Below are 25858 nucleotides of genomic sequence, written 5' to 3' on the forward strand. Positions count from 1 at the left end.
AGGCACCGGCACCTTACCGCCTGCAGAGGCCGCTGTGCAACTATTTTGCTCAAAGAGGGGTATAAATGTGTCTGCAAGGGCGGAGAGTTATCTCTTGCAGACACATTTATCCATCTCGTAATTCTTAAATCCGAACTTTATGAACTTAACAAATAAACTTAGAAGGGCAGCGATAGCTGTGCTCACCATTGGCTTTGCTTCCTTTGGAACAGTGGCCATGGCGCAGCAGGCCACACCACCTGCGCAGCAGCAACAGGCCGCACCACAGGACATTTCTGATGCCGACCTGAAGCAGTTTGCTGACGCCAGCAACCGCCTGATGGCGGTGCAGCAGGAAGGCGAAAAAACTATGATGGGCATTCTGGAGGAAGAGAAGCTGAGCGTTGACAAGTTCAACCAGATGGCGCAGGCGCACCAGCAGCAGAAACTGGCCGAAGTGGGTGCCACCGCCGAGGAAATGGCTGCCTTCAACAAAGCAGCGCAGCGCATGATGGAACTGCAGCCCGCCATGCAGAAAGAAGTGGAAACCGCCATCCAGAAAGACGGCATGACGCTGGAGAAATATGAGCAGATCATGCTTGTTTACCAGCAGGACCCCTCGCTGCAGGAGCGCGTGAACAAGCTGATGGGGCAGCAGTAAACGGCCCTCTGTATATATAAAAAAGCCCTGCTGGTGCATACCGGCAGGGCTTTTTTATATATACAGAGGCTATTCCTGGCCCTGCGGCTCTGGTGCCTCCTGGCCGTGGGCAAACTCCATGATGCGGAAAGTCCTGGCCTTGCGGTCGTAGTAGCCGTAGTGCAGTTTGTCGCCATAGCGGTACACCGTCTTGTACTCCGGCTCCCGCTTCAGCTCCTCCTCAAAGGTTTCGATCTTATCCTGCAGCACCTCTGCCTTCGCGTCCTCTACCTTCGTCAGGTTATCGGCATCGAGCACAGACCGGAAATAAGTGCTGGTGCCCGGCCCCGAAGCATAGCTGCCGCCCTGGCCGTAGGGGTCGTAGAAGTAGCGGCTGTAGTAGGGCGAGTTCAGGTAATAGCTCGGGATGTTGTAGGCAGGCGTCCAGCGGCCCGGCACCATCATCAGGCCGCGCGACGTCCGTACGTAGCGGTCGGGCGTGCGCACCATGCGGGTTCTGTCGTCCATGCCGCTGCGCTCTGCGGGCGCCTCGTAAGAGCCTATCGTCAGTTGCAGCGTGCTGTCGTTGAAGGAGTCCACGGTGATGGCCGGCACGCCGTCGGCCAGGTTCTTCATCACCTTCGACGTTTTCTCGATCACGGTCTTGTCGGGGGAGAAGATGGCCTTTGCGCCGCGCTGCTGCACAGGTGTGGATTTGATGGCGATTTCCTCATCGCCGGTGTAGGTGTACTCCTTGATGGGCTCCAGCGTCTCAAAGTCGTAGGCTGTGAGCTTAAACTTGTCTTTCTCCATGTTCACCCGGAACAGCTTGTCCTTATACAGGAAGGAGTTGAAGGTCGGGTCGTTGCGCTGCTCCAGCGGGGGCAGGGTGCGGTACTCCGTCTCGCCGGTTTCCCAGTCCAGGGCCAGAATCTCGGTGGTCGCCTTGTTCCGCTCGCCGCCTCTCAGATCAAAACCATCAAAAATCATATAGATCTTCCCGTCCCGGAGGTAGATCTTGCTGCGGTGGTGCCCGGTGAATACGTTGTGCTCAATGTCGTCGCTCACATAAATCAGGTCCTCTTCGCGGGCGTAGCGGTCGCGGGTGCGGGGCATCTCGGGCTTGAACACCCGGTGCTCCAGACGCGCCACGTTCTCGTCGTTGTCGCGGTAGAGGTGCAGGTTGTTGTCCCGGTCGGTGTAGAGCATATAAAAGTGCTCGTCGTTGCCGAAGCCACCCAGGAACTCGGCGTTGCGGGCTATCTCCAGTTGCTCGTCCTGCATGCTGCGGAAGGCGCCTGTGTGGCGGTTCACGGCGAAGGGGCGCACGTACTCGCGGCGGCCGTTGGTGTAGCGGCTGTAGAAGATAAACTCATCGTCGGTGACGCGGGTGCCCAGTATCTGCGGCTCCTGCGAGAAGCGGTACGGAATCTCATGCTGCGCCAGTTGCTCCCCTGTTGGCGAGAGCAGGGCGATGTTCAGCCGCCCGTTTTGGTAAAAGTAAATGACTACGTTGCCGTCCTCGTCTGCCACGGTCACCAGGTCTTCGGCGCGGTTCATCGGTAATTCTATATTGGCGAACTCTCTCTGGGCTTGGGCCGCTGTGGCAAAGGCACCCGTGAGGAGCAGGCTCAGGAATATTTTGCGCATAGGATAAGGAATTAGATGATATACAGCTATAACGTGCAAATTTTTGGCCAAAGTATTCAAAAACAATGGCTAAGCAATAAATTTTCCTGTGGGATTCATTCGTGTGTCTGATGTTATGGCTTGATCTCTGTTTCCGGCGCCTGCCTGAAATTCCAAATTCTTTGGTCTTCCGGAACAACGCCTGCCGCCGCGATGGAATTATAAATGCCGTCGAAGTGTTCCTGCCGGATGCAAGGGTGCAAGCCCATGTGTTAATTTTAGCAGCAACCATTGTATAGCACTATCCTAATCTTTATATTGGGCAGTATCCGGTAACACAGCAGAAAAGCAGCACCGTTGCCGTCATGCCCTTGCCAAACCCTGTATCATGAAAATCGTCGCTCAAACCTTATTGTCTGCCGCCTTTTTAGGCATGGTGGCCTGCTCGGCCAAAGAGCAGAAAGAGACCATCACCACAGCGCCCCTGAACCTGCCCACGGCTGCGCCGGTAGCGGACACTGCCTCCGGCGCGGTGGCAGGCCTGAACCCGGCGCACGGCCAGCCCGGCCATCGCTGCGATATACCGGTCGGGGCCTCGCTGAGCCTCCCGGTGCAGCCTAACCTGAACGCACAGCCCACGGTTACGCCCCCGCCAACGCAAGGGGCCGTGGCGGGCCTGAACCCACCGCACGGCCAGCCCGGCCACAGCTGCGCCATCCCGGTGGGGGCGCCGCTCAACTAGCAAGTATAAAGCATCCCGAGTAGCCACGGCCATATATACCGGACTGCATAAGAAGCTCCGGCATATATGGCCGTGGCTACTTATTCCTGCAGCGCGCCATTAAATCACGGCAGCGCTGTCGGCGGCGCGATTTCGTAACGCGCTCCCCCCTAAGATGTAAATGTACCATGCGACGGCAACAACAAATGCTGATTTCAAGCCCATACCAGTAGCATACCATGCGGTGGCTTTGGGGATATAGCGCATTTTTCCATAACTTCCATAGCCGTACAAGTGCAAAACAATCAAACACTCCATGCTACTCCCTAGACTAAAGAACAATGGCAAGGTGACGTTGTGGCTCAATCCGCTGCAGTTAAAAGTCAGGAGGCAGATACAGGATAAAATGAATTCAGGTGTTTATGAATTCGAGCGTCTTCAGGAATGCGTTATATGTAAAAGCAGCAGTTGGGAGTTGATAGGGGAAAGGGACAGGTATGGCTTGTATTACCCCGTAAACATCTGCCAGAAATGCGGCCTCGTCTTTGTAGATCCCAGAATTGATCAGAAATCCTATAATCAGTTCTACAGCACAGAATACAGGAAGTTATACCTGGGCGCCGAAAAGCCAACGGACTACTTCTTTCAGCAGCAGTACAGGCAGGGCGAAAGAATCTATAATTTTCTGGCGGACAACAATATGTTGGACAGCAGCCACAAATCTGTTTTGGAAGTTGGGAGCGGCGCAGGCGGAATCCTTTTATATTTCAAAGAAAAGGGGTTTGAGGTTAAAGGAACTGATCTTTGCGAGGAGTACATCGAGTATGGGAAGAGCAACTATAATTTAGATCTGTATGCCTCAAACCTCAGGGGCCTTAAGCTCTCAAAGCAGCCGGATATAATCATTTACTCTCATGTGCTGGAGCACCTCCTGAATCTGGAGGAAGAGCTCGCGCTTGTCAAAAGCATATCCAAACCTAATACGAAAATATATATTGAGGTGCCGAGCTTAAAGCAAATGCACAAAGTGTACGACTATAATATCCTGAAATACTTTCACATTGCACACACTTACCATTTCACTCTTGCTACCTTAAAAAATTTACTGACGAAAAATGGGTTTGACCTCGTGGTCGGAAACGAACAGGTAATGTCAGTTTTCCAACCTGCTGCATCTGCCAGCAAATCAATAACCAATGATTATGATTCGGCAATCGCTTATATAGAAAAGTACGAAAAATTAAGATGGGTGTATTACCTGTTCCCTAAAGCGATAAAATACTATGCAGGGATGGTGATTATAAAAGCTTTGGAGAAATTGGGATGGAAGGAAAAGGTGAAAAGCATTTTGGGCAGATGATTTACCGCTCTGGGATAGGTTATTTCCTTACGGCCGTTGGTGCGAGTGTGCAGCAGGAATGCCCGCTTTTCAGTTCGCCGCCGCCGTAGCACCCTCGCCCTCCGGGCAGCCAGCTTCTACCATCTCCCTCAGGTTGTCGATGCACTCTACGGGGATAAAAGGATAGGTGGTTTCGTCGCCGGAACAGTACTTGAAAGTGGCGAACCTGGAGCGGCTGCGGGGATATACCCAGCGGTCGGTGTTGCAGCCATATACGAAGAGCGGGAACTCGGTGTAGTCATAATCCACGAACGACACCACTTCTCCATTGTTCACAAACAGCAGCCTGCGGTTCAACTCCGGCACGGCGGCGCCTTTCCACTTAAAACCGATGGCGTCGCTGATGGCCTTCTCATCCTCGGGGGCCTGAAAGAAATACATCGTTTCCCACTCAAAGTCCGTCAGGCTGTCCAGCGCGATTACCTGATAGCCATCCGCGCCAAGCTCCTCCCTCTCTACTGCAGCCTGCAGCTTTTCCAGCAGGGCATCATTGCTGTCGGAGCAGCCCGTCAGGAAAAAAAGTATGGCAAGTGGCAGCAGGAGATTTCGTGTCATAACCAGGAGTTTATATATAGCTGGCGTGCTTGTGACGCCCGTTTGAAAAGGCAGGCGGTTTGGTTTATAAATCAGCCCGATGCCGAATATAAAGCTTTTTCGTTAAAAGTCCACCTGGTAAAGCCACTCCATCTGCCTTTGCGTGATACCCTGGGGCATCGTTCGGAAAAGGCCGTTGCGCAAGAGGCCCGGCACGGGATGCGGCCACTGCGCCACCTGCCCCAGCAACCGCGACAGGCGGATAACTTTGGCGGTGCGCGCCAGCCTCCTTTTCTCATATAGCCTCAGGGCGGTTTCCAGAACCGGCTCCCGCTGCAGGCACTGGCCCAGCACCACGGCATCTTCGATGGCCTGGCAGGCGCCCTGCCCCATGTTGGGCGTGGTGGCGTGGGCGGCATCCCCCAGCAGCAGCACCCGGTCATATATAAAATGCTTCAGGGGCTTTAAGTCCGCGATATCATTCCAGAGGAGCTGTTCGGGTTTGGTGGCGGCCAGCACTTCCGCCACCGGAGCATGCACGCCTGCAAAGTGGCTGGCAAGCTGCGCTGGCGTCATCTGGCGCATATGGGGGTCCTGCTCCGGCGCGTTGATGCAGGCGTACCAGTAAATGCGGCCACCGGGCAGCGGCGCCATGCCCACCCGCCCCTGCGGTGCCCACGTCTCCGCCGAAATCATCGGATTTATATATACCCCCGGGTTTTGGATGACGGCGCGCCAGCAGGTGTAGCCGGCGTAGCGCGGCTGGCTGTGCGGCAACAGTCGCCGCCGCACCACGGAGTTGATGCCGTCGGCCGCCACCAGTAAATCGGCGGAAGCCTGGGCGCCGTCCGTAAAGCGCGCCTGCACCTGCCCGCCCTGCTGGGTTATATGCTCACAGCGCTTGCCCAACACAAGAGAGCCGGGCTGCAGGTGGTTTTGCAGCACTTCGTGGAGGTCGGCGCGGTGTATCACAAAGTTGCTGATACCGTACTTCCGGCTCAGGGGGCGGGTATCGAGGTTGCGGATGGTGCCTCCTTTTTCGTCGAACATCACCAGGGCTTCGAGTTGCTTGCCGCGTGCCACCACTTCCTCCGACACCCCCAGGCGTGCCAGGCCCTGCATGGCGTTGGCCGCCAGGCCCACACCCGCGCCGACCGCCTTCAGCTCGGGCGCCGCCTCATATATAGTGGTGTCAAAGCCGCCCTGCTGCAGCGCAATAGCCGCACACAAACCCCCGATTCCTCCCCCGATGATGATGACCTTCATATAGCTGCCTTCCGGAGAAGACCTTTATATATCCTGGAACATATGTAGCGGCGCAACATTTTGCGTCGCTGCTACACCCGCACCTCGCTCTGGTGCGAATGGTGGCCGAAGACCTTGGCCACCCACCTCGGCAGGAAGACAGAGCCTAAAATAAGGTAAGGGTAATAGGTGATGAGGCGGTAAAGCACTACCACGATGGTGCTGAAGCCGCCGAGGAACAGGCCGAAAAAGCTCGGAAAGGCCATCTCCACGATACCGGCGCCGCCCGGCGTAATGGCGATCAGCATCACAATCCAGAAGACGAGGTTGCGGGAAATAATCAGCAGGTGCTCGCTAAGGCTCACGTCCACGAAGGCGGCGATGAGGCAGTTGAGCAGAAAATAGCGGGCGCTCCACACAAAGATGGTGGAAAGGATGGCGCGGGACCAATAGTTGAAGCCTTTGCCCTTCAGTTGCTCCGACGCCCACATAATCTCGTTGCCGTGCTGGAACGCATTGACGCGCCACTTGCGCAGGAAGCCGATGGAGGTGATTTTCAGCAGCAGCCACTTGAACGCGCGCGGGCGCACAAACAGCGCGTAAATCATCAGGAGGGTATATACCGCGATGAGCCCGTAGCTGATATAAAAAGCGGACTGCAGTTTGGCCACATCCGAGGGGTCGAGGTTAAAGGTGGGGAACACCTGCCCCTGCGTGGCCAGCAGGGCAATGGGCGCGGCCAGAATGAAGAACATGTTATCGAGCACCGCCGTCAGCATCACGTACGCCAGCGACTTGCCCAGCGGAATGCCCTCTTTGTTGAGGATGATGGTGGCGACGGTGGTGCCGCCCACCACCGAGGGCGTCACGGCCGAGGCAAACTCCCAGAGCATGATCACATCCAGGCTGTTGCGCCAGGTCAGGAACTTGTCGGTGAGGCTGCGGATGCGGTACATATAGCCGAAGTCGCGGACAAACAGCACGAGCAGCGCCGCCACCAGCCACCACACATTGGCCTGGGCGATGCCCCTGAGCTCGCCCATTTTGTCGTCGCGCATAAAAAGCCAGACGGTGGCCGCAAGGCCCAGCAGCACGGGTATCAGTATTTTAACCGGGCTAAAGCTCTTGAGTATCGTCTTTTTGTTCTGATCCATAGGAGTGGTATGGCGCTTGAGCCGCGCTGCTTAGCGGCGCGTAAAGCTATTAACTATTCTTGGGCGAAACAGTTTGCCCAAACCAAGGTTTTGTGCCGCGGCACCGGCTATTCCTCCAGCAGCAACTGCATGACCTGCGTGGCCTGCCCTTCGGCCGCCGTGATGATGAAATCGTTGAAGCCCTCGCCCACTTCCACGCCGATCAGGTTGAGCTGCAGCATGTCCAGAATAGCCAGAAAGTTGAAGATCATCCCGATCTTATCCGGGAACTCGGCGATGAGCTGCGAGAAAGCGAGCTGGCTGCGCTCCGTCACCATCCGCATGATCAGGTCGCGCTGGTCCTCGATGGTATACGGATAGGTGACGACCGTGTGCTTCGGCCGGGTCTGCTCCTCTGCGTAGCGTGCCATCGCCCGCTCAAACACGCGCATCAGCCTGTACAGGCTCAGATCCTGCAGCTCGTACTCGAAGTGGTTGGCGCTGGCGATCTGCTGCAGCTCCTCGTGCAGGTTGCCCCGGCTCTCCTGCGCCAGGCGCTGCTCCTCCATCAGGGCCAGGTCCGGCACGGCACCCTTGTACTTCTTGTACTCCAGCAGGTGCTGCACCAGTTCCTGGCGCGGGTCAATCTCGTTGCCCGCCTCGTCCTTCTCCACGCGCGGCAGCAGCATTTTGGCCTTGATGCGCATGAGCGTGGCGGCGGTGAGGATAAAATCGCTGGCGACTTCAATGTTGAGCTGCTCCAGTTGCTGCAGGTATCCCAGGAACTCGTTCGTGATCTGAAAGATGGGGATGTCGTGGATATCCAGCTCGTCGCGCTCGATGAAGAAGAGCAACAGGTCGAACGGCCCTTCGAATAATGGTAATTTAATCTCGAAACTCACCTTGTATGCTATATTGTTTGGCCGCCGGGGCAGCGCGGGTTACAAAATTAGGGATTTTTGGCAGAAGCCAGCTATGGGCAGGCTCCTGCTACAACCAAACGCAGGGCGGGCATGGTTCATAACCTCCGGCACAAAACGCGGGTATAGCGCTTTGCCGCACCCCCGCAGGGCACAGGGCCTGCTCCATATATGGCAATGATATATAAAAGACTTTTCTGCAGCTGCGCCGTATGTAACAGCAGGAGCGGAGAGTCGGCCCGGATTACAGAAATTTGTTAACTTTGCCCATTGGCCGGGAGCGCAGGCACATGTAAACTTTTGCTAAGACATTTTGTTAGAGGTCAATAAGGACGATTCTATGATTATTCAACCCGGAGAGCTACTGGCCTCTATCAACACCCCTGCCGACCTTCGGAAACTGAAGGAGGCCCAGCTGTTGCAGGTATGCCAGGAGCTGAGGCAATACATCATTGATGTCGTTTCGATCCACGGCGGCCACTTCGGCGCCAGCCTTGGCGTGGTGGAGCTCACGGTGGCGCTGCACTATGCCTTCAACACGCCGTACGACCAACTGGTGTGGGATGTGGGCCACCAGGCCTATGGGCATAAAATCCTGACCGGCCGCCGCGACATTTTCCACACCAACCGCAAATACGGCGGCATCTCCGGCTTCCCGAAAAGAAAAGAAAGCGAGTACGACACCTTCGGCGTGGGCCACTCCAGCACGTCCATCTCGGCGGCGCTGGGCATGGCCGTGGCCTCCAAATACAAACACGAAGACAAGCGCCAGCACATCGCTGTGATAGGCGACGGCGCCATGACGGGCGGCATGGCCTTCGAGGCACTGAACCACGCGGGCGTGGCCAATGCCAACCTGCTGGTGGTGCTCAACGACAACTGCATGAGCATCGACCCCAACGTGGGCGCGCTGAAGGAATACCTGACCGACATCACCACCTCCCGCACCTATAACAAAGTGCGGGACGAGGTGTGGAAAATCCTGGGCAAGATCAGCAAATTCGGCCCAGACGCCCGCGCCATCGTCTCGAAGATAGAGAGCGGGGTGAAAGCGGCCATCCTCAAGCAGAGCAATTTGTTCGAGGGCCTCAACTTCCGCTACTTCGGCCCGATAGACGGCCACGACATCGACCACCTGGTGTCGGTGATGGAAGACCTGAAGCACATACCCGGCCCGAAAATCCTGCACTGCCTCACCACCAAGGGCAAGGGCTTCGCGCTCGCTGAGAAAGACCAGACCAAATGGCACGCGCCCGGCCTGTTCGATAAGATCACGGGCGAGATATACGAAAAGCACTTCGACAAGCCGCAGCCGCCGAAGTACCAGGACGTGTTTGGCCACACCATCGTGGAACTGGCGGAGCAGAACCCGAAAATCATGGGCGTGACGCCCGCCATGCCTTCCGGCTGCTCGCTCAACATCATGATGCAGGCCATGCCCGACCGCGCTTTTGACGTGGGCATTGCCGAGCAGCACGCCGTTACCTTCTCCGCCGGCCTGGCCACGCAGGGCCTGATTCCGTTCTGCAACGTTTACAGCACCTTTATGCAGCGCGGCTACGACCAGGTGGTACACGATGTGTGCCTGCAGAACCTGCCGGTGGTTTTCTGCCTTGATCGGGCCGGGTTCGCCGGCGCCGACGGCCCCACCCACCACGGCGCGTACGACATTGCCTATATGCGCTGCATCCCGAACATGGTGGTGTCGGCCCCGATGAACGAGCAGGAACTGCGCAACCTCATGTTTACGGCCACCCAGGAGGGCGCCGGCCCGTTCACGATCCGTTACCCAAGAGGGGAGGGCGTGATGCCGGACTGGCGCACCCCGCTGGAGGCGATCGAGATCGGCAAAGGGCGCACGGTGCAGGAAGGGGAGAAGGTGGCCCTGCTGACCTTCGGCCATATAGGCAACTATGCGGTGGAGGTGTGCGCGAAGTTGAAGTACGACGGCATTACCCCCGGCCACTACGACATGCGCTTTGCCAAACCACTGGATGCCGAACTGCTGCACCGCATCTTCCGCAAGTACGACAAAGTGATAACCGTGGAAGACGGCTGTCTGCAGGGCGGGTTTGGAAGCGCTGTGCTGGAGTTTATGGTGGACAACGGCTACACCTCGCAGGTAAGGCGCCTGGGCATTCCGGACCAGATCTTCGAGCACGGCTCCCAACTGGAACTGCACAAAGAAGCAGGCATGGACCCGGCGGCTATCGAACAAACTGTGCGCGAGATGGTCGGCGTGCCCGTGAAAGTCAGAATATAGACGGATACAAAACTTTATATATAACCTCACAGCGTTTCTGAAACCTGTGAGGTTTTTTGTTTCTGATGTTTTGTCTTGAGCAGGCCATATCCAACTACCCCTGCCCCTCCTTAGACAAGGAGGGGCAGGGGTAGTTGGTTTTCATATATAAAAATCGTATCGACCCTGATTCCGTTTGAGATTCTAAAGAACGACAGCCATCTTGTGCCTAAACTTAACCTCTGTCAACATGGAAAACATATATACAGACGCAGGCTCCGGCGACACGCTGGTCTTCCTGCACGGCTTCTGCGAGAGCAAGCAGGTCTGGGCCGGATTTGTGGCGCCGTTGCAGCAGCGGTTCAGAGTCATCACCCTCGACCTGCCCGGCCACGGCGATAACACAGCCAGCAGCAGCCCCTATACCATGGAAAGCCTGGCCGATGAGGTGAAACAACGGTTAGATGAACTGGAGGTGAAAAAATGCCTCCTGGTTGGGCACTCGATGGGCGGCTATGTGGGTATGGCCTTCGCCGAAAAATACGGCCATAGGCTCCGTGGACTCTGCCTTTTCCACTCCTCCGCCCTGCCCGATACGGAGGAGAAGAAAGCGAGCCGCACCAAATCCATCGACTTTGTGGAGCGCCACGGCGTTACAAGCTTCGTCAATCCGCTGATTGAGCCGCTGTTTTACGAAGGTAACCGGGACCGCCTGCAGCAGGAGATAGAGATGATGAAGGAGATTGGCCGCCAAACGCCCCAGGCCGCCGTCGTGAGCGCCCTGGCTGCTATGCGCGACCGGCCCAACCGGGCGCATGTGCTGCGGGAGGCAAAGTACCCGGTGCAGTTCATTTTCGGGAAAGACGACACGGCCGTGCCGCTGGACAAAGCCCTGGAGCAATGCCACCTGCCCGACTACGGCACAGCGCTGTTCCTGGGCAAGACGGGGCATATGGGCATGTTCGAGCGTACGGCTGAGACACAGAAAGCCCTGGTGAAATTTGCCGAGACGGTGTTTGAGTTAGTGAGTTAGGAAGTTAGTGAGTTAAAGAGTTGATATTTTTGAATCTGAACCTTCAGCGAAATAAAATTCATTTTTCATATATGCAACAAAGTTGCATATATGAAAAAGACTGTTACCTTTACCTGGGCAAGATAAGGATGGACAGTAAGCCATAGCCTGCCGCTTTCCGCTTACTTCCGCCCCCTGTCTTAGCAGCAGTAATCTCACTTAAAGGAGCATATATGGAGGGTAACAAAAAACTGGATGTAATTATCGTTGGCGGAAGTTATGCGGGGCTTTCGGCAGCCATGAGCTTAGGCCGTGCCCTGCGGCAGGTTCTGATTATTGACAGCGGTGAACCCTGCAACCGGCAGACACCGCACTCGCACAACTTCATTACACAAGACGGCAACGCCCCCGGGCAGATTGCAGCAACCGCCAAAGAGCAGGTTTTGAAATACCCCACTGTAAGATTTCACGAAGGGCTCGCCGTTCGCGGCAGGAAAACGGAAGCAGGATTTGAAATCGAGACACAGGCAGGCGAGGGGTTCTCGTCCAGGAAGCTACTGTTTGCGACAGGGCTGAAAGACATGATGCCTCCTATCGAAGGCATTGCGGCCTGCTGGGGTGTTTCGGTGCTGCACTGCCCTTACTGCCACGGGTACGAAGTGAAAAACGAGAGAACGGGCATTCTCGCCAATGGCGACATGGCTTTTGAGTTTGGCAAATTGATCTACAACTGGACGAAAGATTTGACCGTCTTTACCAATGGGCCGTCCCGCTTAACCGGAGAGCAAGCCAGCGTTCTGGAGGAGCACCATATCCGGGTGAATGAAAAAGAAGTGAGCCAGCTTCTTCACCACCAAGGGCAGCTGCATACCATTGTATTTAAAGATCAGTCGGAGTTTGCCGTCAAAGCGCTTTACGCTAGGCCTGCCTTTACGCAGCATTGCAGTATTCCTGAAGAACTGGGATGTGAACTGACAGAACAAGGGCTGCTCAAAACGGATATCTTTCAGAAAACGACCGTTGAAGGCGTGTTTGCATGTGGCGACAATTCCACGCTTGGGCGCGCTGTTTCCCTTTCTGTTTCGGCAGGCACCATGGCCGGGGCGTCTCTGAACAAAGAACTTATTGAAGATGCGTTTCGCGGTTCTGTAACAGCGCCCGGTACTATATAGCCACTGGGTTTGCAGCAAGCGCATGCCTGCATTGGAATTATATATAGCTGGGGCTCGCGCTGTAAAACCGGTTCGGTTTGAAGAATGGGGGCGCTTCCTTTTCCCCGGAGAAGCCAGGGGGTAGGTTATTTTTCAGCAGCCAACTTCATCTAAAACAAAGCCTGCACAGGATGATATGCCGACATGCGCTGTGCCGGGATGCGACCTGCCGGAGGCAAAACAGCTGGTGGCCCATAAGCAAAACGGCAGCCCGCTTTTAAGCAGGCCGCCGCCAAAAAATCGAAACTTCTCCCGTGTGTACTCCTGAATAGCGAAGAGTGTTGCCCTTTTACTTTGCTTTCAGCTTCATTTCGGCGCCATCGGGCACTTTCAGGTTCATCTCGTCTTCCGTCAGCTTCGTCACCTCAAAGTTCTCGGATACGTTGTCGTTCTCAAACTGAAGTGTCAGGCGCCTGGCAGACTGGTCGAAAGACCAGGTGCCTGTGCGGAGCTGGCCGCCCTCGCCCAGCGCAAAGCGGCCATCGGCGTAAAACTGCATGCTGCCATTGGCGGCTTCTGCCTGTTCCACCTCTTCGCCGGCAGCGTCCAGTTGCTCGTCGGCCACCCAGGTCTTGCTGCTCGGGCCGGAGATCATGCTTTCAGCCCCCACTTTGTCTTCTCCGCCGCAGCTTGCCAGCACCACCGCCAGCAGCAGGGCCAGCAGCGTGTGCAGCGCGCTTCTACCGGTATACTCTCTTTCTATTCTGCTCATAGTTTTACTGTTTAAATTGTATATTTTATATATAGCCATGCCCTAAGCGGGCACGGGTGCAAGCTGCTTACGGCCTTCAGAGGCCTGCCGTTGCAATTGGTGCGGCACAACTAACTTCCACAGCAAGCGTATTTTACCATAATGCGGCTTGTGTGAACCACCATAAGCCGCCTTATGCTATATAACTGACCTAAAATTTGTACTGATATGGGATTGATGGATTTTTTCAAAAAAGGGAAAGAGGCGCCTGCCAAGCCAGTCGCTACTCCTAAAAGCGCGCCGCGCACGGCTGCCCCGCCGGTTAGCCCCACGCATGCAGCCGCCGCCAACGACAACCTGAAAAAGGCAGCGGCCCCTGCCCAGGACACCTACACGGTGCAGAGCGGCGATTCGCTTTCGAAGATTGCCAAGAGCCACTACGGGGACGCCGGTGACTGGAAACGCATCTATGAGGCTAATAAGACACTTATCGGTGCCAATCCGGATCTGATCCACCCGGGCCAGCGGCTTGTGATTCCGAGAGACTAGACCTTACGCTATATGCTATATAAACAGCGGCCAGCATCAAATGCTGGCCGCTGTTTATATAGCCCCCGTCTGCATCCCTTTTTGCATGTCGGCGGGACGCCCAATCCAGGATTCTGCCGGAAAAATTGCAACCCAACCCCAACTAGCAGACTAGCACATTAAAAGCCTGGCCTTCCTATAGGAGGCAGGCAGGTATATATAGCCTTTGCGACACAGGGTGGCGCAAAAACAAAAGCCGCCCAACCTGTAGGGGCGGGCGGCTCTTATGTCTGCAAGTAATTTTTTCTTAGAAGCGCTCGTCGGCACTAAAGAAGAAATCGCCTTCAATTTGTGCGTTTTCGTCGGAGTCGGAGCCGTGTACGGCGTTAGCTTCAATCGACTTGGCGTATTTCTTACGGATGGTGCCTTCCTCGGCCTGTGCCGGGTTGGTGGCGCCAATCAGCTTGCGGAAGTCCTCTACGGCGTTGTCCTTCTCCAGGATCATGGCTACGATGGGGCCGGAAGACATATAGGAAACCAGGTCGCCATAGAACGGACGCTCTTTGTGTACCTCGTAAAACTTACCGGCACGCTCGGCTGTCAGTTTTGTTTTCTTCATCGCCACAACACGGAACCCGCCTTGCTCAATCATTTGGGTAATGCCGCCGATGTGGTTGTCGGCCACTGCGTCAGGCTTAATCATGGTGAATGTGATGTTTCCGGCCATCTTTTCTAATCTTTATAGGTTTTACGTCTGTTTTGGGACTGCAAAAGTAGGCATTTCAAGTAAAAGCAGCATACTTTTCTGTTATACTTTCACCAGCCGCCAGGTATGCTGCGGGTTTTTGAGGCGCTGCCGGGCGGTGGCAAGGGGCTTATTTTATTGCTTAAGAAGTATTTTATGCTGAAATTGGCGCCTTATATCCTTATCTGTCAGAGGATTTAAAACGATAGTATGCACAATATCAATGCTCTGAAAGAGCTTCTGCGGGAGCCTAAAGAGGTGATGATCACCACACACCACAAGCCGGACGCCGATGCGCTGGGCTCTTCGCTGGGGTTGGCGGGTTACCTCAAGAAGAAAGGCCACCGCGTCACGGTTATCACGCCTTCTGACTACCCGGACTTCCTGAACTGGATGGAGGGCAACAGCGAAGTGATCGTGTACACCGAGCAGAAAGACGCCCTGGTGCAGCGGATCATCGCCGAGTCGCAGGTCATTTTCTGCCTCGACTTCAACACGCTTTCCCGCATCCACGAGATGGGCGAGTACATCCGGCAGGCCGGGGGCACCAAGGTGCTGATAGACCACCACCTGCAGCCCGAGGACTTCGCCGACCTGAACTACGCCAACACCAGCGCGGCCGCCACGGCCGAGATTGTGTATGACCTGATAAAGGAAATGGGCGATGCGGACCTGATTGACACGGGCATCGGGGAGTGCCTCTACGCCGGCATCATGACGGACACCGGGTCTTTCCGGCACCCGAGCACCTCCCAAAATGTACACCTCATCATCGCCGACCTGCTGCAGATAGGCGTGAAGAGCTCCGACATCCACCGCCTTATATATGACAGCTCCACGGAACTGCGCCTGCGCTTTTTGGGTTATGCCCTGAAAGAAAAGCTGGTGGTGCTGCCGGAGTACAGAACGGCTTACTTTGCGATTACGGCCGACGAGCTGAAGGCGTACAACTCCAAAACAGGCGACACGGAGGGGCTTGTGAACTATGCGCTTTCCATAGAGGGCATTGTTTTTGCCGCCCTGATCATTGACCGCACGCAGGCGGTGAAAATGTCGTTCCGGTCGGTGGGTGATTTCTCGGTCAACGAGTTCGCGCGGACGCACTTCAACGGCGGGGGGCACAAAAACGCCGCCGGGGGCATCTCAACGGACACGCTGGAGGCCACCGTCCAAAAATTTGAAAGCCTGCTGCCGCAGTACAAAGACCAACTGCAGCACAGCGCCACAACCAAGTAAAATTTTCACAACTTATATCCATGCTATCTAAAACTAAATTTTTGCTGCCGGTAGTGGCCGGCGCACTCTTGTTGCAAGGCTGCGACAAAAACAACGATCAGTTTTATACGACGGCCGATGGCCTGACCTATAAAATATACGAGAAGGAAGAAGGCGGAGCGTACGAGAACAAGGGCGAGGTTGCCCCGGGAGACTCCACCGGCGCCAAAATCGGGCAGGTGGTGACCATGCAGATGTCTTACCAGAACGCCGAGGACTCGGTGCTGTTCGACTCCCGCACCCAGGAGCAGCCGGTGATGATCCCGGTGATGGAGCCCACCTTCAAGGGCAGCCTGGAGCAGGCCCTGATGATGCTCTCGCCCGGCGACAGCGGCGTGTTTAAAGTAAGCGCCGATTCGCTTTTCGCCAAGACGTTCTCGCAGCCCATGCCCCCGTTCATCAAGCCGGGCTCACAGCTGACGTTCTTTATCAAGGCCGAGAAGGTGCAGTCGAAAGAAGAGGCGATGGTGGACCAGCAGAAAATGTTTGAGGAGCAGATGAAGAAGGCCGAGGCCCAGGCCGCAGAGCAGATCAAGATCGACGACAAGAAGATTCAGGAGTACATCGAGGCAAACAACCTGGAGAACGTGCAGAAAACCGAGTCGGGCGTGTATTATGTCGTAAACGAGCCGGGCACTGGGCCGGAGCCCGGCGAGGGCGACCTGGTTTCGGTGCATTACAAGCTGTCTTTCCTGGACGGCAAAGAGCTGGAGAACTCCCGCACCAATCCCATGGGCAACGGTGAGCCATTCCAGTTCCCGCTGGGCCAGGGCCGCGTTATCAAAGGTTGGGACGATGCCATCAAGGAGCTGAAGGAGGGAAGCAAGGCCACTCTGCTGGTGCCTTCCACGCTGGCCTACGGCGCACAGGACCGTGGTCCGGACATGCCTGCCAATTCTGTTCTCCGCTTCGATGTGGAGCTGGTGGACGTGGAGGCGCAACAGTAATTGCATAAATTACATATGAAATACCTTATGTTATATATAAAGAGGCGGAGCAGCCTATTACAGGCGCTTTTCCTCTTTATGGCCATCGGCACGCTTGCCTCCTGCGACAAGGACGAGCCGTTTGACCCTGTAAAGCAGCGGGAGACGGACAACAGGCTGATTCTGGAGTACATGGTGGCGAACAACGTGGACACCAGTGCCGTGACCCGCACCAACTCCGGCCTGTTTTACCAGCTATTGGAGGCAGGCACAGGGGCCAGGGTGGAGTCCGGTGACGACGTGGAAGTGAAGTACAAAGGCTGGTACCTGAACGGCACCGAGTTCGACTCAAACTACGACAGCTCCGCCCCGTTTGTACTGAAGGTTGGCGCGCAGCAGGTGATACCGGGCTGGGACGAAGGCCTGCAACTGATGAGCGAAGGCGAGAAAGCGCGGTTATATATCCCGTCTCGGCTGGCGTATGGCCCAAACCCGCGTTATGGAAGCCCGATTCCCCCTAATTCGGTGCTCATTTTCGACGTGGAAATAGTGGACATCAAGTAGCAGTCTGACAACTAATTGAAAAGGCCGGGGCTATATGTAGCCCCGGCCTTTTTTGTGCGCGTAAGTTTGGTTGAGGGTTTCCTACTCCGCCAGTACCTCCGAAAGTATCGCCAGCGATTTTATCTCACCCAGTTTGTCCACGTGCAGCTGGTAGTAGCGGATGAGCACGTCGAGCAGCTCGCGCCGCACGCGGCCGTTCGGCACGATGCCCGGCGCCGGCTCGCCCAGCAGCCGGTCGAAATACTGCTCGTGCGCCTGCAGGGCCATTACCGTGGGGGCCGAGGTGGCCGACTGCGCGTTGGCCGAAAACGCCACCTGCTCCACTATCTCCGCCCCGGAGCCGGGCCCAAAGCCCAAGTGGTAGCTGAGTTGCAGCAGAAACACGAGGTGGAAGTTCTCGAAGCCCCGCTCCTGATTGTCAAAATAGATAATGGCGTTGTAGAGGAAGTGAAACAGCACCGGGTTTTCCTCCTCCTCCTTCACCGTGCGCGACACCATCTCGGAGAGAAACAGCAAGATGCTGCTCTTCCGGATATCAAACGGAATGGAGGAAAAGGGATGCGCCATCTTGTACTCCGACATGCGGGTGAGGCCGCCCCGATGGGAGGTGTAGACCACCATCTCGAGCAGCGTGAACGGCTGGAACAGGGCCACGCGGGAGCCGGGGCCCTTCTTGCGCACGCCGTTCACAATATACGACTGCACCCCAAGCGCCTCCGTATATATCCGCGCAATCACCGACGTCTCGCGGTACTTGATATGGTTGAGTACGATACCCCGCGTTTTAACTAACATATCTTTTGGGCTCAGGTAGCAGGACGCGTAGAAAACGTAGGATGGTTAACTCGCATGGGCTTAAACAGCTATATATAACCGCAAGCGGATGAATTTTAGTATATGAAAGCAATCCGCAACAAGCAACTGTGCTGCCTTACTCCAGTACGGCGATTTTGCTGATACAGGTTTGCTTCCCGCTCTCGTCTGAGCTCATCACCAGGTACACGCCAGCCTTCACGCGCCTGCCGTTGTAGTCGCGGGCGTTCCAGGCAAGGGTGCCGCCGGTGGCCCGCGTTTTATATACCAGCGTGCCGGAGATGTCGGTGATGCGCACATGGGCGTTGTTCGGCAGGCCCGACACGCCAACCAGACCGGTATAGTCGCGGCGCACGGGGTTCGGGAACACGGTGGCACATTCCGGCTCTCCCTCTGTAACGGTGGCACCTGCCCGGTAGGAGGCAAGGCCGCCTGCCGTGGCCACAAACACTTCGCCTGTCTGGTGCTCTACCGCCACCGACAGCACGCTGTCGGAAGGCAGCGGGCTGTTTTGGGAGGTGTAATGCTGGAGCAGTTCATCGCCATCCGGGCTGAAGAGCCAGAGGCCGTCCTCGGTGCCCACCCACTTGCGGTTTGCCCCGTCCACAGCGATGGCGCGCACGGTCTGCCCGTTCAGCAGGGGCCGCCCGTCAATGATGGGCAGGTAAGCGTCATAGGGTTGCGTCTCGAAAGCAAACCGGGGATTGTAATAAACAGCAATGCCGCTGGCGGTGCCCACCCATATATCGCCGCTCATGTCTTTGGCCATGCCGTAAACGGCGCCGTCTGGCAAGCCCCCATTCCCTTCACCAACTGAGAGAATCTTTACCCGGTTCTGCACTTCGTCATATACCGCAAGGCCGCTGTTGGTGCTGTGGCGGGAGAAAGACAGCCATTTCTGCCCGATATCGTCGAGCAGGAGGAGTTCCAGGCTGGTTTCGCCTGCCACTCCCGGCAGCCTGAACGATGTCCAGGTGCCGTCCGGCTCCAGCCTGTGCAGCCCCGGTGCGTTTGCCTGCCGGTTCGGGTTCACCACCCACACATTGCCCGCCGCATCCACGGCCATATCCGTCACGCGCACCTGCTCGCCGCCTTCAGGCGCGGAGGTGCTGACAAGGGTGCTGTTGCTGTTGTCGTACAAAACTGGCTGGCCCGGGCCACTCCATTCCAGCACGCCGTCGCCGTAGCTGCCGAAGTACATTCTGTCGGTGATGGGGTTATATATAGCCGCCACCAAGTCCTGCGTGGGTATATATTCCTGCGGGTTGGGGTACAGAAACTGGTTGTAGCTGGTCCACCTGCCATTCTCATGCACAAAAAAGCCGTCGCGGATGCCGGAGGGAGTATAGCCTTCGGTGTAGCCGCCGCTCAGCACATAGGTTTTCCCACTGTGTGTGTATAGCCGGAAGCTGCCGCCCGAATAAGGTCCGTCCGGGGCGAAAGCGGCAGCATTGGTGCCATCCATATGCAGCCGCACCAACCCACTCACGCTGTCTGCCACCCATATGTAGCCGTCGGCACCCACCACGGCGTCCTGCGGCTGGCGCAGCGGTTCGTGCGTCAGCGCCTGCGCCTGCTGTTGCTGGTTCAGCAGCACCACGCTGGCAGTTGTAGCCACGGCCATATAGCCGTTCCCGGCAGCAAGACTGCGGATAGCTGCTGTAGAATCCACCACTGCTGACCTTTGCCAGTTTTTCCCGCTCAGCCTATATAAACCACTGGCTGCGGTGCCGGCATATAGCTTATCGTTGAAGGCCGCCAGACTGGCAGCAGCACCGGGGGTTGGCAAACTATTGCTCAGGGCAGACCAGCTGCGGAAGTCCTGCAGGTTGGTGCCGTTCTGCTGCGCCGCCAGCACGCCCAAGTTTGTGGCTATATAGATGCTGTCGCGCAGGATGGCAGTGCTCTGTACACTGACCATTCTGCCGCCCAGGCCCAGGTTGCTGTAGGTGGCCTTCACCTCCAGTTTCTGGAGGTCCAGCACCACCACCCCGAAAGAGCAGGAAAGGTAGGCCAGCCCGTTGTGCAGGTATATATGGTTGATTCTCTTTTTGCCGGGGATGGCTTTCCGGAAGATGTCCTGGATGTTATAGATGGTATTGCCGCGCAGCAAACCGACCTGCGTGCTGGCGTAGGCGATGACCAGGGTACCGGTGGCCGCATCGTAGCCGATGGCGCTGATCTGCTGCTCCCGCAGGCCATCCACCTTCGAGATGGTTTGGGTGGCGTTGAACTCCCGATCATAATAAAAGAGCCCATTTGGAACCGCGGCATAGACCCTGTCTCCGGCATCTGCCACGGCCATGGCCTGCTGGTAAGGCACGTGCATCCGCCAACTGCCGAGCGGGAGGGTGCTCTGCCCCAAGATCTGCCTGCCGGGCAGCAACAGCCCCAGCACCGCCAGTATATAAAGGCAGGTGCTATATAGCTTCTGACGGAAAACAGGTGTGCGGTTCATCATTTATATATAAGTACGAGGACAAAATGGGCCCGCCCGCTCCAAAGTGGCATTATGGATTAGGGGCATTGCCGCGTGTTTTCACCGGCAAGGTGGGCGCTCGTCTCATCGGGTTTATATACAGCTTGTCGGTGGAAGCGCCTGCCCTGGTGCGCCGCAACAACGCTTATTTCTTGTTTTTCATGCCTTCCACGAAGCAGTGGCGGCAGCGGGCCTCATATGCGTCTGCCTCGCCTAAAAGCACCTGCTGCTCTGAGGCGTCGCTGCGGAAAGAGTAGGTGGCAATGTCGCCGCACTGCACGCACACGGCATGTACCTTGGTTACGTACTCGGCCACGGCCATCAAGGCGGGCATCGGCCCGAAGGGCTGGCCCAGGTAATCCATATCCAGGCCGGCGGCGATGACGCGCACCCCGCTGTTGGCGAGTTTCACGCACACTTCGGCCAGGCCATCGTCGAAAAACTGGGCCTCGTCCACGCCCACCACGTCGCAGCTGCCGCCCAGCAGCAGCATGTCCTGCGCAAAATCGATGGGGGTGGAGCGGATGGCGTTGGCGTTGTGCGACACCACATCCTCCTCGTGGTAGCGCTTGTCTACGGCAGGCTTGAAAATCTCGATCTTCTGCTTTGCAATCTTCGCCCGGTTCAGCCGCCGGATAAGCTCCTCCGTCTTCCCCGAGAACATCGATCCGCAGATCACCTCGATCCATCCTCTTCTGGCAGCCCGGCTGCCGTTGCCTACGCGTGGTTCAATAAACATTGCTGGTGGTGTGGAAATGCGCTATGGGTTGATTGCTAAATGGTTGAATGTTTAAATTGTTGATTGCTGTATTGTTGATTGTTAACTTTCTAACTATATATCAGGTGCGGCAGCTTGGTCTGCTCGGGAACTTTTCCGATGGCGTCGCCGCCCTCCAATGTACACTGGCAGGCCAATCGTTCGTTATCCTGCAGGCGGCCCCAACTGCGGTAGCGGATTTCGGCCTCCGTCAGCGGGCCAAAATGCTTCAGCCCCTGCAGTACAATTATACGGCAGGTGGTGCAGCGGCCCTTGCCCCCGCAGGCATGCATCCAGTCCTGCCCCTGGGCTTGCAGGGCCTGGAGCAGCGTTTGCCCCGGTGCAATTTTTACTTGAAGCTGCGCGAGGTTTTGCACCGTCAACTTCGGCATAATTTTATAACTTTACAGATGAAAGCATACCCCATGGAAGACAAATATAATCAATTACACATAGAGCGTTACAGCAGGCAGCTGGCAAATCTGCTCTGCGACCGCCACTTTGCCACCAACGATACCCTGAACGGCCCTCAGCTGCTTCATTTTACCCCGATCAGGCAGATAAACCTGTTTGTGATAAAGGAGCTGCTGCTGAAGTGGCACCAGGAGATGGCCAACCTCCGCAGCCCCTACTTCGACTACGAGCACGAGGATGTGAAAGAGGCGCTGCTGCATTTTATGAATGTTATCTCGCGCAAGATACTGATGAAGCGCAACGCCTTTGAGCCGTTGCTGCAGAAAGCCATATACGACACCTTCCTGGTGGTGCTGGCCCCTGTCGCCACGTTTGAGGAGAAGTTTCTGCGCATACAGGAGGAAATCGCGCTGCCCAAGCTGCAGGAGAACCTGAAGTACATCGACATCGACAAACCGCTTTTTGCCGGCTTTATAGACACCCTCTCCGCCAGCAGCCGCGACCGCGAGTATATCCTGAGCCGCTTTAAGCTCTACATAAACGCCAACCAGGACAAACGCACGCCGCTGGCGGAGCTGCTGCAGAAGTTCAACAGCCTGCTGCCGATCACGGAACAGGAGGCGACGGGGCAGGAAGCCGTGGTAGAGGCCACTCCGCTGCCTAAGCCTACGCCCGCCGCGCCGGTGCGGGAGCAGGAGGTGGTGTCGCCGATACACACGGCGCAGCGTGAGGCCTCCGCCCCTGCGGCGCCCTCCCAGCGCCCTGCCTACCGCCCCCACGAGGAAGATGCGGAAGAGGAGGCGCCTAAAAACATGCGCCCCACCCTGAACGACAATTTCCGGAAGGCTCCTGCCGCCTCGCTCGCCGACACGCACAGCAACCAGCGGATCGAGTCGCTGAAGAACTCTATCTCCATCAACCAGCGCTTCAGCTTCATCAACGAGCTCTTTAACGGCGAGAACATGGCCTACTACCACACCATCAAGGCCCTGGACGAGTACACGGACCCGGAGGCGGCCAAGCGCTATATAACCCACGAGGTGGCCAGCCGCTACGACTGGAGCAAGAAGCAGGAACACGTCAATAAACTCCTGCGCCTGATCGAGCGGAAGTATGCCTGACGGCTTCCGCAACTCCACCAGTGGCGCTTGCCGCTGGAAATCCGTTTAGACAATCTTTTGTACCTTTAGCGGGATAAAATGGCGCCCTTCCCGAAAAACAGGAAACAAGCCCGGAAGAGCGGCGTAGGCTTTTGCAAATGCGCACCTCATATACTAATTATGCAGTTGCCGCATGCACTAGCCGGTTGCCGGAACCCGGAAACGGCAGAGTTTGTTACCCGGAAAATTTGCCCAGACTGACACAAACAGGAAATAAACCCGTAATTCACAAAAGAGAACCTTATTAGCAGCCATGAGAGAAGATTTTGACTACGACGACGACTTCGCCCACAACGACTACGACGACGAGGAGGAGGATGATGACTTCGGAATGACCTTTGAGGAGGACTTGTACCTGATGATACGGGAGAAACTCCGCGACACCATTCAGGAGTTTAAGGGCAGGTATCCTGCGGCCATGAAAAAACTGGAGAGCGCTGTCAGTTCCTTTAAAGTGAACGTGAAGAACACGGATGACGCGAAGTTCTACCCGCTGGCCGCCAAGCTGCTGAGCGAGCATATAAAGCCGCTGGCGCAGGAGTACGAGGAGGTGCAGGAGATATATGACAACATGCAAACAGACATCACGCGCTTCAAAAACCAGCGGGCGCATGGGTTCGAGGGTGACCTGTACCTGTCGGAATAACAGCTAAGAATAGGACAATGGAAGCCCGGCTTGCAGCAGCAAGCCGGGCTTTTTTAAGCCCTCCCTACACAATACCAGTTTTCCAGTGCAATTTTCAATGAACTTTTACGTTATCAATGGTAGTTGTTGCTTTGGGTCTGTTTTACACTTACTTTCGGGCCTGCAATTAAAAAAATAGTTTTTTTCTGATATGCTTGCAACCCTTTGCCTGTTTTTGGAATCTTCTTTGCAGAAAGGTTTTGGGAAACAGTCCTATTACGATTACTGCGCTATAACATATACTATACAACAAACTTAATCGCTTCATTACACATGGCTGCAAACAAGCTTCTTGAAGGAGAGCAGTACCTTATCCAGACCATCGATAAGAGAATTGTGCTCACCACGCACCGACTCATGCAGTTCGGCTTCTCCTGGGCGCTTCCCAGAAAGCGCTCTGTCATGCTGGAGGACATCGTCACCTGGGAAATCAGGCAGACGGGCACTCCCCTGTACCTGGGGCTGAGCGCTGCCCTGGCCCTCACCACGTATTTCGATGATGCCTTTGCGCTCTTCAGCGGCTTCTTCCTCATTCTTTACTTCATGACCCGCTACCGCAAAATCCACATCAGGACACATGACTCGGTGATGGTGCTGCCCCTGGACGTGGTGGAGGAGAGCAGCGGCATAAACGTGCTGATTGACACGGTGCGCGTAGCGCAGCGGGACCGTCTGGAGCAACTCAAGAAAAATACGGCAGTTGCGGCCTGACCATACGGCTGGCAATATCCGGTAAAAAGGCTTCGGGCCATGCAGCATACCTTCTGCATGGCCCGAAGCCTTTTTACCGGCACAATATTCCCCCACTAATCTCGTATTATGACTATATTGAGGCGGTTTAAGGAATAAAGCAGATGCCAGTAGAAGAACTGATATACCCGGACAGGGTAAAGGCGCACCAGCAAAAGATAAAGCAGGTACTGAGTGAGGTGAGCAAAGTGGTGGTAGGGCAGAGCTATATGGTGAACCGCCTGCTGATTGGCCTGCTCACTGGCGGGCATGTGCTGCTGGAGGGAGTGCCCGGCCTGGCGAAAACCCTTACCATCAACTCGCTGTCCAAGGCGCTGCACCTCGATTTCCAGCGCATCCAGTTCACCCCGGACCTACTGCCCTCCGACCTCATCGGCACGATGATATATAACCAGAACGCCTCTGCGTTTGAGGTAAAGAAGGGGCCGATTTTCGCGAACCTCATACTGGCCGACGAGGTGAACCGCTCCCCGGCCAAGGTGCAGTCGGCGCTGCTGGAGGCGATGCAGGAGAAACAGGTAACCATCGGGGAGACCACTTACCGGCTGGACCTGCCGTTCCTGGTGCTGGCCACCCAAAACCCTGTGGAGCACGAAGGCACCTACCCGCTGCCCGAGGCGCAGGTAGACCGCTTCATGATGAAGGTATATATAGACTATCCGAAGAAAGAGGACGAGCTGGAAATCATGCGCCGCATGGCCAACATGAGCTACTCCGACACGGTGTCGAAGGTGCTTTCGAAGGAAGATATTTTCTCTATCCGGAACGAGATAAACCAGGTGCAGATATCCGAGACGCTGGAGAAGTACATCATTGAGCTGGTGTTTGCCACCAGGCGCCCCGCCGAGTATGATTTGCTTGATTTTGCGCCCTACATCGAGTTCGGGGTGTCGCCGAGGGCCAGCATAGCCATGAACCGGGCGGCCAAGGCGGTGGCTTATTTTGATGAGCGCGACTATGTGCTGCCCGAGGATATAAAAGAAGTGGCGCACGACGTGATGAATCACCGCATCATCCTAAACTACGAAGCCGAGGCCGACGGCGTGAGGACAAAAGACTTTATAGAAGCCATCCTCCGGAAAGTGCCCATCAGCTAAGGTTTTGTATCTCCCTATATGGCAGTCGCAGTTATATTATATATGGCGGGATAAAATCAGGGAGTAAGAGATAAAGCATATGGCTGTATACCTGCCATTGCTATATATAACTTATATACAACCTATATATAACTGACGTTACGCAAAAGGCAAAGCAGTTTAAAGAGTACCCTTTTGAAGCAGGTGTATATGGTATATGGCGCGGATCTTCCCTCGTGAATGCTATCCCGCGGCCTCCGGGCGCCTGTATAAGGCACCCAGCCATTCCCCCAAGCTTATCTTGTAGGGAAAACACGCAGCCATTCAGAT

General features: G+C 55.9%; 26 protein-coding genes. 14 read left to right on the top strand and 12 right to left on the bottom strand.

The window, feature by feature from the left end; all coding sequences use genetic code 11:
* The first annotated feature begins 139 nt into the window (after window positions 1-139).
* Complete coding sequence (locus GSQ62_RS12355) at window positions 140-640, top strand: DUF4168 domain-containing protein (RefSeq protein WP_161889786.1); 501 nt, start codon at window positions 140-142, stop codon at window positions 638-640.
* A 69-nt stretch (window positions 641-709) separates the two neighbouring features.
* Here GSQ62_RS12355 and GSQ62_RS12360 read toward each other — a convergent pair whose 3' ends face one another.
* Together GSQ62_RS12360 and GSQ62_RS21005 are read right to left on the bottom strand one after the other, a co-directional pair.
* Window positions 710-2269: a hypothetical protein gene (locus GSQ62_RS12360; protein WP_161889787.1), complete on the bottom strand. Its 1560-nt coding sequence runs from the start codon at window positions 2267-2269 to the stop codon at window positions 710-712.
* Window positions 2270-2382: 113 nt separating this feature from the next.
* Window positions 2383-2517, bottom strand: coding sequence for a hypothetical protein (locus GSQ62_RS21005; protein ID WP_262886631.1), 135 nt, complete (start codon window positions 2515-2517; stop codon window positions 2383-2385).
* Window positions 2518-2636: 119 nt separating this feature from the next.
* On the opposite strand from GSQ62_RS21005, the gene GSQ62_RS20685 reads away from it, so the two are divergent.
* Window positions 2637-2990 (top strand): hypothetical protein, encoded by a 354-nt coding sequence (locus GSQ62_RS20685; RefSeq protein ID WP_202621781.1) that lies wholly within the window; start codon window positions 2637-2639, stop codon window positions 2988-2990.
* Between the two features lie 295 nt (window positions 2991-3285).
* On the top strand, window positions 3286-4329 hold the full coding sequence (locus tag GSQ62_RS12370) for a methyltransferase domain-containing protein (RefSeq protein WP_161889788.1): 1044 nt from the start codon (window positions 3286-3288) through the stop codon (window positions 4327-4329).
* 69 nt (window positions 4330-4398) lie between these two features.
* Here GSQ62_RS12370 and GSQ62_RS12375 read toward each other — a convergent pair whose 3' ends face one another.
* The 4 genes from GSQ62_RS12375 to GSQ62_RS12390 form a co-directional block, all read right to left on the bottom strand.
* A complete protein-coding gene (locus tag GSQ62_RS12375) occupies window positions 4399-4923 on the bottom strand; it encodes a hypothetical protein (RefSeq protein ID WP_161889789.1) in 525 nt (174 codons plus the stop codon).
* A gap of 102 nt (window positions 4924-5025) precedes the next feature.
* The gene (locus GSQ62_RS12380) at window positions 5026-6168 is read right to left on the bottom strand and encodes an FAD-dependent monooxygenase (protein WP_161889790.1); all 1143 of its coding nucleotides are present in this window, start codon (window positions 6166-6168) and stop codon (window positions 5026-5028) included.
* A gap of 71 nt (window positions 6169-6239) precedes the next feature.
* Complete coding sequence (locus GSQ62_RS12385; RefSeq protein ID WP_161889791.1) at window positions 6240-7301, bottom strand: lysylphosphatidylglycerol synthase transmembrane domain-containing protein; 1062 nt, start codon at window positions 7299-7301, stop codon at window positions 6240-6242.
* A 107-nt stretch (window positions 7302-7408) separates the two neighbouring features.
* A complete protein-coding gene (locus GSQ62_RS12390) occupies window positions 7409-8182 on the bottom strand; it encodes a segregation and condensation protein A (RefSeq protein WP_161889792.1) in 774 nt (257 codons plus the stop codon).
* Window positions 8183-8540: 358 nt separating this feature from the next.
* On the opposite strand from GSQ62_RS12390, the gene dxs reads away from it, so the two are divergent.
* The 3 genes from dxs to GSQ62_RS12405 all read left to right on the top strand — a co-directional run bounded on the left by dxs (window position 8541) and on the right by GSQ62_RS12405 (window position 12626).
* Window positions 8541-10463 (top strand): 1-deoxy-D-xylulose-5-phosphate synthase, encoded by a 1923-nt coding sequence (gene dxs / locus GSQ62_RS12395; protein ID WP_161889793.1) that lies wholly within the window; start codon window positions 8541-8543, stop codon window positions 10461-10463.
* Between the two features lie 229 nt (window positions 10464-10692).
* Window positions 10693-11475, top strand: coding sequence for an alpha/beta fold hydrolase (locus GSQ62_RS12400; protein WP_161889794.1), 783 nt, complete (start codon window positions 10693-10695; stop codon window positions 11473-11475).
* Between the two features lie 212 nt (window positions 11476-11687).
* Window positions 11688-12626 (top strand): NAD(P)/FAD-dependent oxidoreductase, encoded by a 939-nt coding sequence (locus GSQ62_RS12405; RefSeq protein ID WP_161889795.1) that lies wholly within the window; start codon window positions 11688-11690, stop codon window positions 12624-12626.
* A 328-nt stretch (window positions 12627-12954) separates the two neighbouring features.
* Here the strand turns inward: GSQ62_RS12405 and GSQ62_RS12410 are convergent, their stop codons facing one another.
* A complete protein-coding gene (locus GSQ62_RS12410) occupies window positions 12955-13377 on the bottom strand; it encodes a lipocalin family protein (protein ID WP_161889796.1) in 423 nt (140 codons plus the stop codon).
* 207 nt (window positions 13378-13584) lie between these two features.
* On the opposite strand from GSQ62_RS12410, the gene GSQ62_RS21090 reads away from it, so the two are divergent.
* On the top strand, window positions 13585-13905 hold the full coding sequence (locus GSQ62_RS21090) for a LysM peptidoglycan-binding domain-containing protein (RefSeq protein WP_161889797.1): 321 nt from the start codon (window positions 13585-13587) through the stop codon (window positions 13903-13905).
* Between the two features lie 286 nt (window positions 13906-14191).
* Here GSQ62_RS21090 and GSQ62_RS12420 read toward each other — a convergent pair whose 3' ends face one another.
* Window positions 14192-14611, bottom strand: a complete 420-nt coding sequence (locus GSQ62_RS12420; RefSeq protein ID WP_161889798.1) for a nucleoside-diphosphate kinase — start codon at window positions 14609-14611, stop codon at window positions 14192-14194.
* A 228-nt stretch (window positions 14612-14839) separates the two neighbouring features.
* Between GSQ62_RS12420 and GSQ62_RS12425 the strand changes: the two genes are divergently transcribed.
* Genes GSQ62_RS12425 through GSQ62_RS12435 form a run of 3 tightly spaced genes read left to right on the top strand, consistent with a single transcriptional unit; the run spans window position 14840 to window position 17394 of the window.
* Window positions 14840-15865 carry a DHH family phosphoesterase gene (locus GSQ62_RS12425; RefSeq protein ID WP_161889799.1) on the top strand — a complete coding sequence of 342 codons (1026 nt, stop codon included), beginning with the start codon at window positions 14840-14842 and terminating at the stop codon, window positions 15863-15865.
* 20 nt (window positions 15866-15885) lie between these two features.
* Entirely contained in the window at window positions 15886-16851 is a 966-nt protein-coding gene (locus GSQ62_RS12430) for an FKBP-type peptidyl-prolyl cis-trans isomerase (protein ID WP_161889800.1), read from the top strand.
* 27 nt (window positions 16852-16878) lie between these two features.
* Window positions 16879-17394, top strand: a complete 516-nt coding sequence (locus GSQ62_RS12435) for an FKBP-type peptidyl-prolyl cis-trans isomerase (RefSeq protein WP_161889801.1) — start codon at window positions 16879-16881, stop codon at window positions 17392-17394.
* Between the two features lie 81 nt (window positions 17395-17475).
* On the opposite strand, the gene recO is transcribed toward GSQ62_RS12435, so the two are convergent.
* From recO to GSQ62_RS12455, 4 genes are all read right to left on the bottom strand, one after another.
* Window positions 17476-18189 (bottom strand): DNA repair protein RecO, encoded by a 714-nt coding sequence (gene recO, locus GSQ62_RS12440; protein WP_161889802.1) that lies wholly within the window; start codon window positions 18187-18189, stop codon window positions 17476-17478.
* Between the two features lie 136 nt (window positions 18190-18325).
* Entirely contained in the window at window positions 18326-20668 is a 2343-nt protein-coding gene (gene porZ / locus GSQ62_RS12445; RefSeq protein ID WP_161889803.1) for a type IX secretion system anionic LPS delivery protein PorZ, read from the bottom strand.
* A 163-nt stretch (window positions 20669-20831) separates the two neighbouring features.
* Window positions 20832-21425, bottom strand: a complete 594-nt coding sequence (locus tag GSQ62_RS12450; RefSeq protein WP_161889804.1) for a thymidine kinase — start codon at window positions 21423-21425, stop codon at window positions 20832-20834.
* Window positions 21426-21514: 89 nt separating this feature from the next.
* The gene (locus tag GSQ62_RS12455; protein WP_161889805.1) at window positions 21515-21835 is read right to left on the bottom strand and encodes a 2Fe-2S iron-sulfur cluster-binding protein; all 321 of its coding nucleotides are present in this window, start codon (window positions 21833-21835) and stop codon (window positions 21515-21517) included.
* An 18-nt stretch (window positions 21836-21853) separates the two neighbouring features.
* On the opposite strand from GSQ62_RS12455, the gene GSQ62_RS12460 reads away from it, so the two are divergent.
* From GSQ62_RS12460 to GSQ62_RS12475, 4 genes are all read left to right on the top strand, one after another.
* Window positions 21854-22978 carry a hypothetical protein gene (locus GSQ62_RS12460; RefSeq protein WP_161889806.1) on the top strand — a complete coding sequence of 375 codons (1125 nt, stop codon included), beginning with the start codon at window positions 21854-21856 and terminating at the stop codon, window positions 22976-22978.
* A 292-nt stretch (window positions 22979-23270) separates the two neighbouring features.
* Entirely contained in the window at window positions 23271-23663 is a 393-nt protein-coding gene (locus tag GSQ62_RS12465; protein ID WP_161889807.1) for a hypothetical protein, read from the top strand.
* A gap of 312 nt (window positions 23664-23975) precedes the next feature.
* Window positions 23976-24413: a hypothetical protein gene (locus tag GSQ62_RS12470; protein ID WP_161889808.1), complete on the top strand. Its 438-nt coding sequence runs from the start codon at window positions 23976-23978 to the stop codon at window positions 24411-24413.
* A gap of 143 nt (window positions 24414-24556) precedes the next feature.
* Window positions 24557-25549 (top strand): AAA family ATPase, encoded by a 993-nt coding sequence (locus GSQ62_RS12475; RefSeq protein WP_161889809.1) that lies wholly within the window; start codon window positions 24557-24559, stop codon window positions 25547-25549.
* The last annotated feature ends 309 nt before the right edge of the window (window positions 25550-25858 follow it).

Origin of the sequence: Pontibacter russatus (assembly GCF_009931655.1) — a bacterium.
In the GTDB taxonomy this organism is placed as follows: domain Bacteria; phylum Bacteroidota; class Bacteroidia; order Cytophagales; family Hymenobacteraceae; genus Pontibacter; species Pontibacter russatus.

What these genes read in the sequence shown, in the direction of transcription:
- GSQ62_RS12400 (WP_161889794.1), top strand. Translation starts at nt 10,693, where the DNA reads ATGGAAAACATATATACAGACGCAGGCTCCGGCGACACGCTGGTCTTC.
- GSQ62_RS12465 (WP_161889807.1), top strand. Translation starts at nt 23,271, where the DNA reads ATGAGAGAAGATTTTGACTACGACGACGACTTCGCCCACAACGACTAC.
- GSQ62_RS12370 (WP_161889788.1), top strand. Translation starts at nt 3,286, where the DNA reads ATGCTACTCCCTAGACTAAAGAACAATGGCAAGGTGACGTTGTGGCTC.
- GSQ62_RS12355 (WP_161889786.1), top strand. Translation starts at nt 140, where the DNA reads ATGAACTTAACAAATAAACTTAGAAGGGCAGCGATAGCTGTGCTCACC.
- dxs (WP_161889793.1), top strand. Translation starts at nt 8,541, where the DNA reads ATGATTATTCAACCCGGAGAGCTACTGGCCTCTATCAACACCCCTGCC.
- GSQ62_RS12375 (WP_161889789.1), bottom strand. Translation starts at nt 4,923, where the DNA reads ATGACACGAAATCTCCTGCTGCCACTTGCCATACTTTTTTTCCTGACG.
- GSQ62_RS12405 (WP_161889795.1), top strand. Translation starts at nt 11,688, where the DNA reads ATGGAGGGTAACAAAAAACTGGATGTAATTATCGTTGGCGGAAGTTAT.
- GSQ62_RS12410 (WP_161889796.1), bottom strand. Translation starts at nt 13,377, where the DNA reads ATGAGCAGAATAGAAAGAGAGTATACCGGTAGAAGCGCGCTGCACACG.
- GSQ62_RS12430 (WP_161889800.1), top strand. Translation starts at nt 15,886, where the DNA reads ATGCTATCTAAAACTAAATTTTTGCTGCCGGTAGTGGCCGGCGCACTC.
- GSQ62_RS12475 (WP_161889809.1), top strand. Translation starts at nt 24,557, where the DNA reads ATGCCAGTAGAAGAACTGATATACCCGGACAGGGTAAAGGCGCACCAG.
- GSQ62_RS12470 (WP_161889808.1), top strand. Translation starts at nt 23,976, where the DNA reads ATGGCTGCAAACAAGCTTCTTGAAGGAGAGCAGTACCTTATCCAGACC.
- GSQ62_RS21090 (WP_161889797.1), top strand. Translation starts at nt 13,585, where the DNA reads ATGGGATTGATGGATTTTTTCAAAAAAGGGAAAGAGGCGCCTGCCAAG.
- recO (WP_161889802.1), bottom strand. Translation starts at nt 18,189, where the DNA reads ATGTTAGTTAAAACGCGGGGTATCGTACTCAACCATATCAAGTACCGC.
- GSQ62_RS12385 (WP_161889791.1), bottom strand. Translation starts at nt 7,301, where the DNA reads ATGGATCAGAACAAAAAGACGATACTCAAGAGCTTTAGCCCGGTTAAA.
- GSQ62_RS12460 (WP_161889806.1), top strand. Translation starts at nt 21,854, where the DNA reads ATGAAAGCATACCCCATGGAAGACAAATATAATCAATTACACATAGAG.
- GSQ62_RS12455 (WP_161889805.1), bottom strand. Translation starts at nt 21,835, where the DNA reads ATGCCGAAGTTGACGGTGCAAAACCTCGCGCAGCTTCAAGTAAAAATT.
- GSQ62_RS12360 (WP_161889787.1), bottom strand. Translation starts at nt 2,269, where the DNA reads ATGCGCAAAATATTCCTGAGCCTGCTCCTCACGGGTGCCTTTGCCACA.
- GSQ62_RS21005 (WP_262886631.1), bottom strand. Translation starts at nt 2,517, where the DNA reads ATGGGCTTGCACCCTTGCATCCGGCAGGAACACTTCGACGGCATTTAT.
- GSQ62_RS12435 (WP_161889801.1), top strand. Translation starts at nt 16,879, where the DNA reads ATGTTATATATAAAGAGGCGGAGCAGCCTATTACAGGCGCTTTTCCTC.
- GSQ62_RS12425 (WP_161889799.1), top strand. Translation starts at nt 14,840, where the DNA reads ATGCACAATATCAATGCTCTGAAAGAGCTTCTGCGGGAGCCTAAAGAG.
- GSQ62_RS12450 (WP_161889804.1), bottom strand. Translation starts at nt 21,425, where the DNA reads ATGTTTATTGAACCACGCGTAGGCAACGGCAGCCGGGCTGCCAGAAGA.
- GSQ62_RS20685 (WP_202621781.1), top strand. Translation starts at nt 2,637, where the DNA reads ATGAAAATCGTCGCTCAAACCTTATTGTCTGCCGCCTTTTTAGGCATG.
- GSQ62_RS12380 (WP_161889790.1), bottom strand. Translation starts at nt 6,168, where the DNA reads ATGAAGGTCATCATCATCGGGGGAGGAATCGGGGGTTTGTGTGCGGCT.
- porZ (WP_161889803.1), bottom strand. Translation starts at nt 20,668, where the DNA reads ATGATGAACCGCACACCTGTTTTCCGTCAGAAGCTATATAGCACCTGC.
- GSQ62_RS12420 (WP_161889798.1), bottom strand. Translation starts at nt 14,611, where the DNA reads ATGGCCGGAAACATCACATTCACCATGATTAAGCCTGACGCAGTGGCC.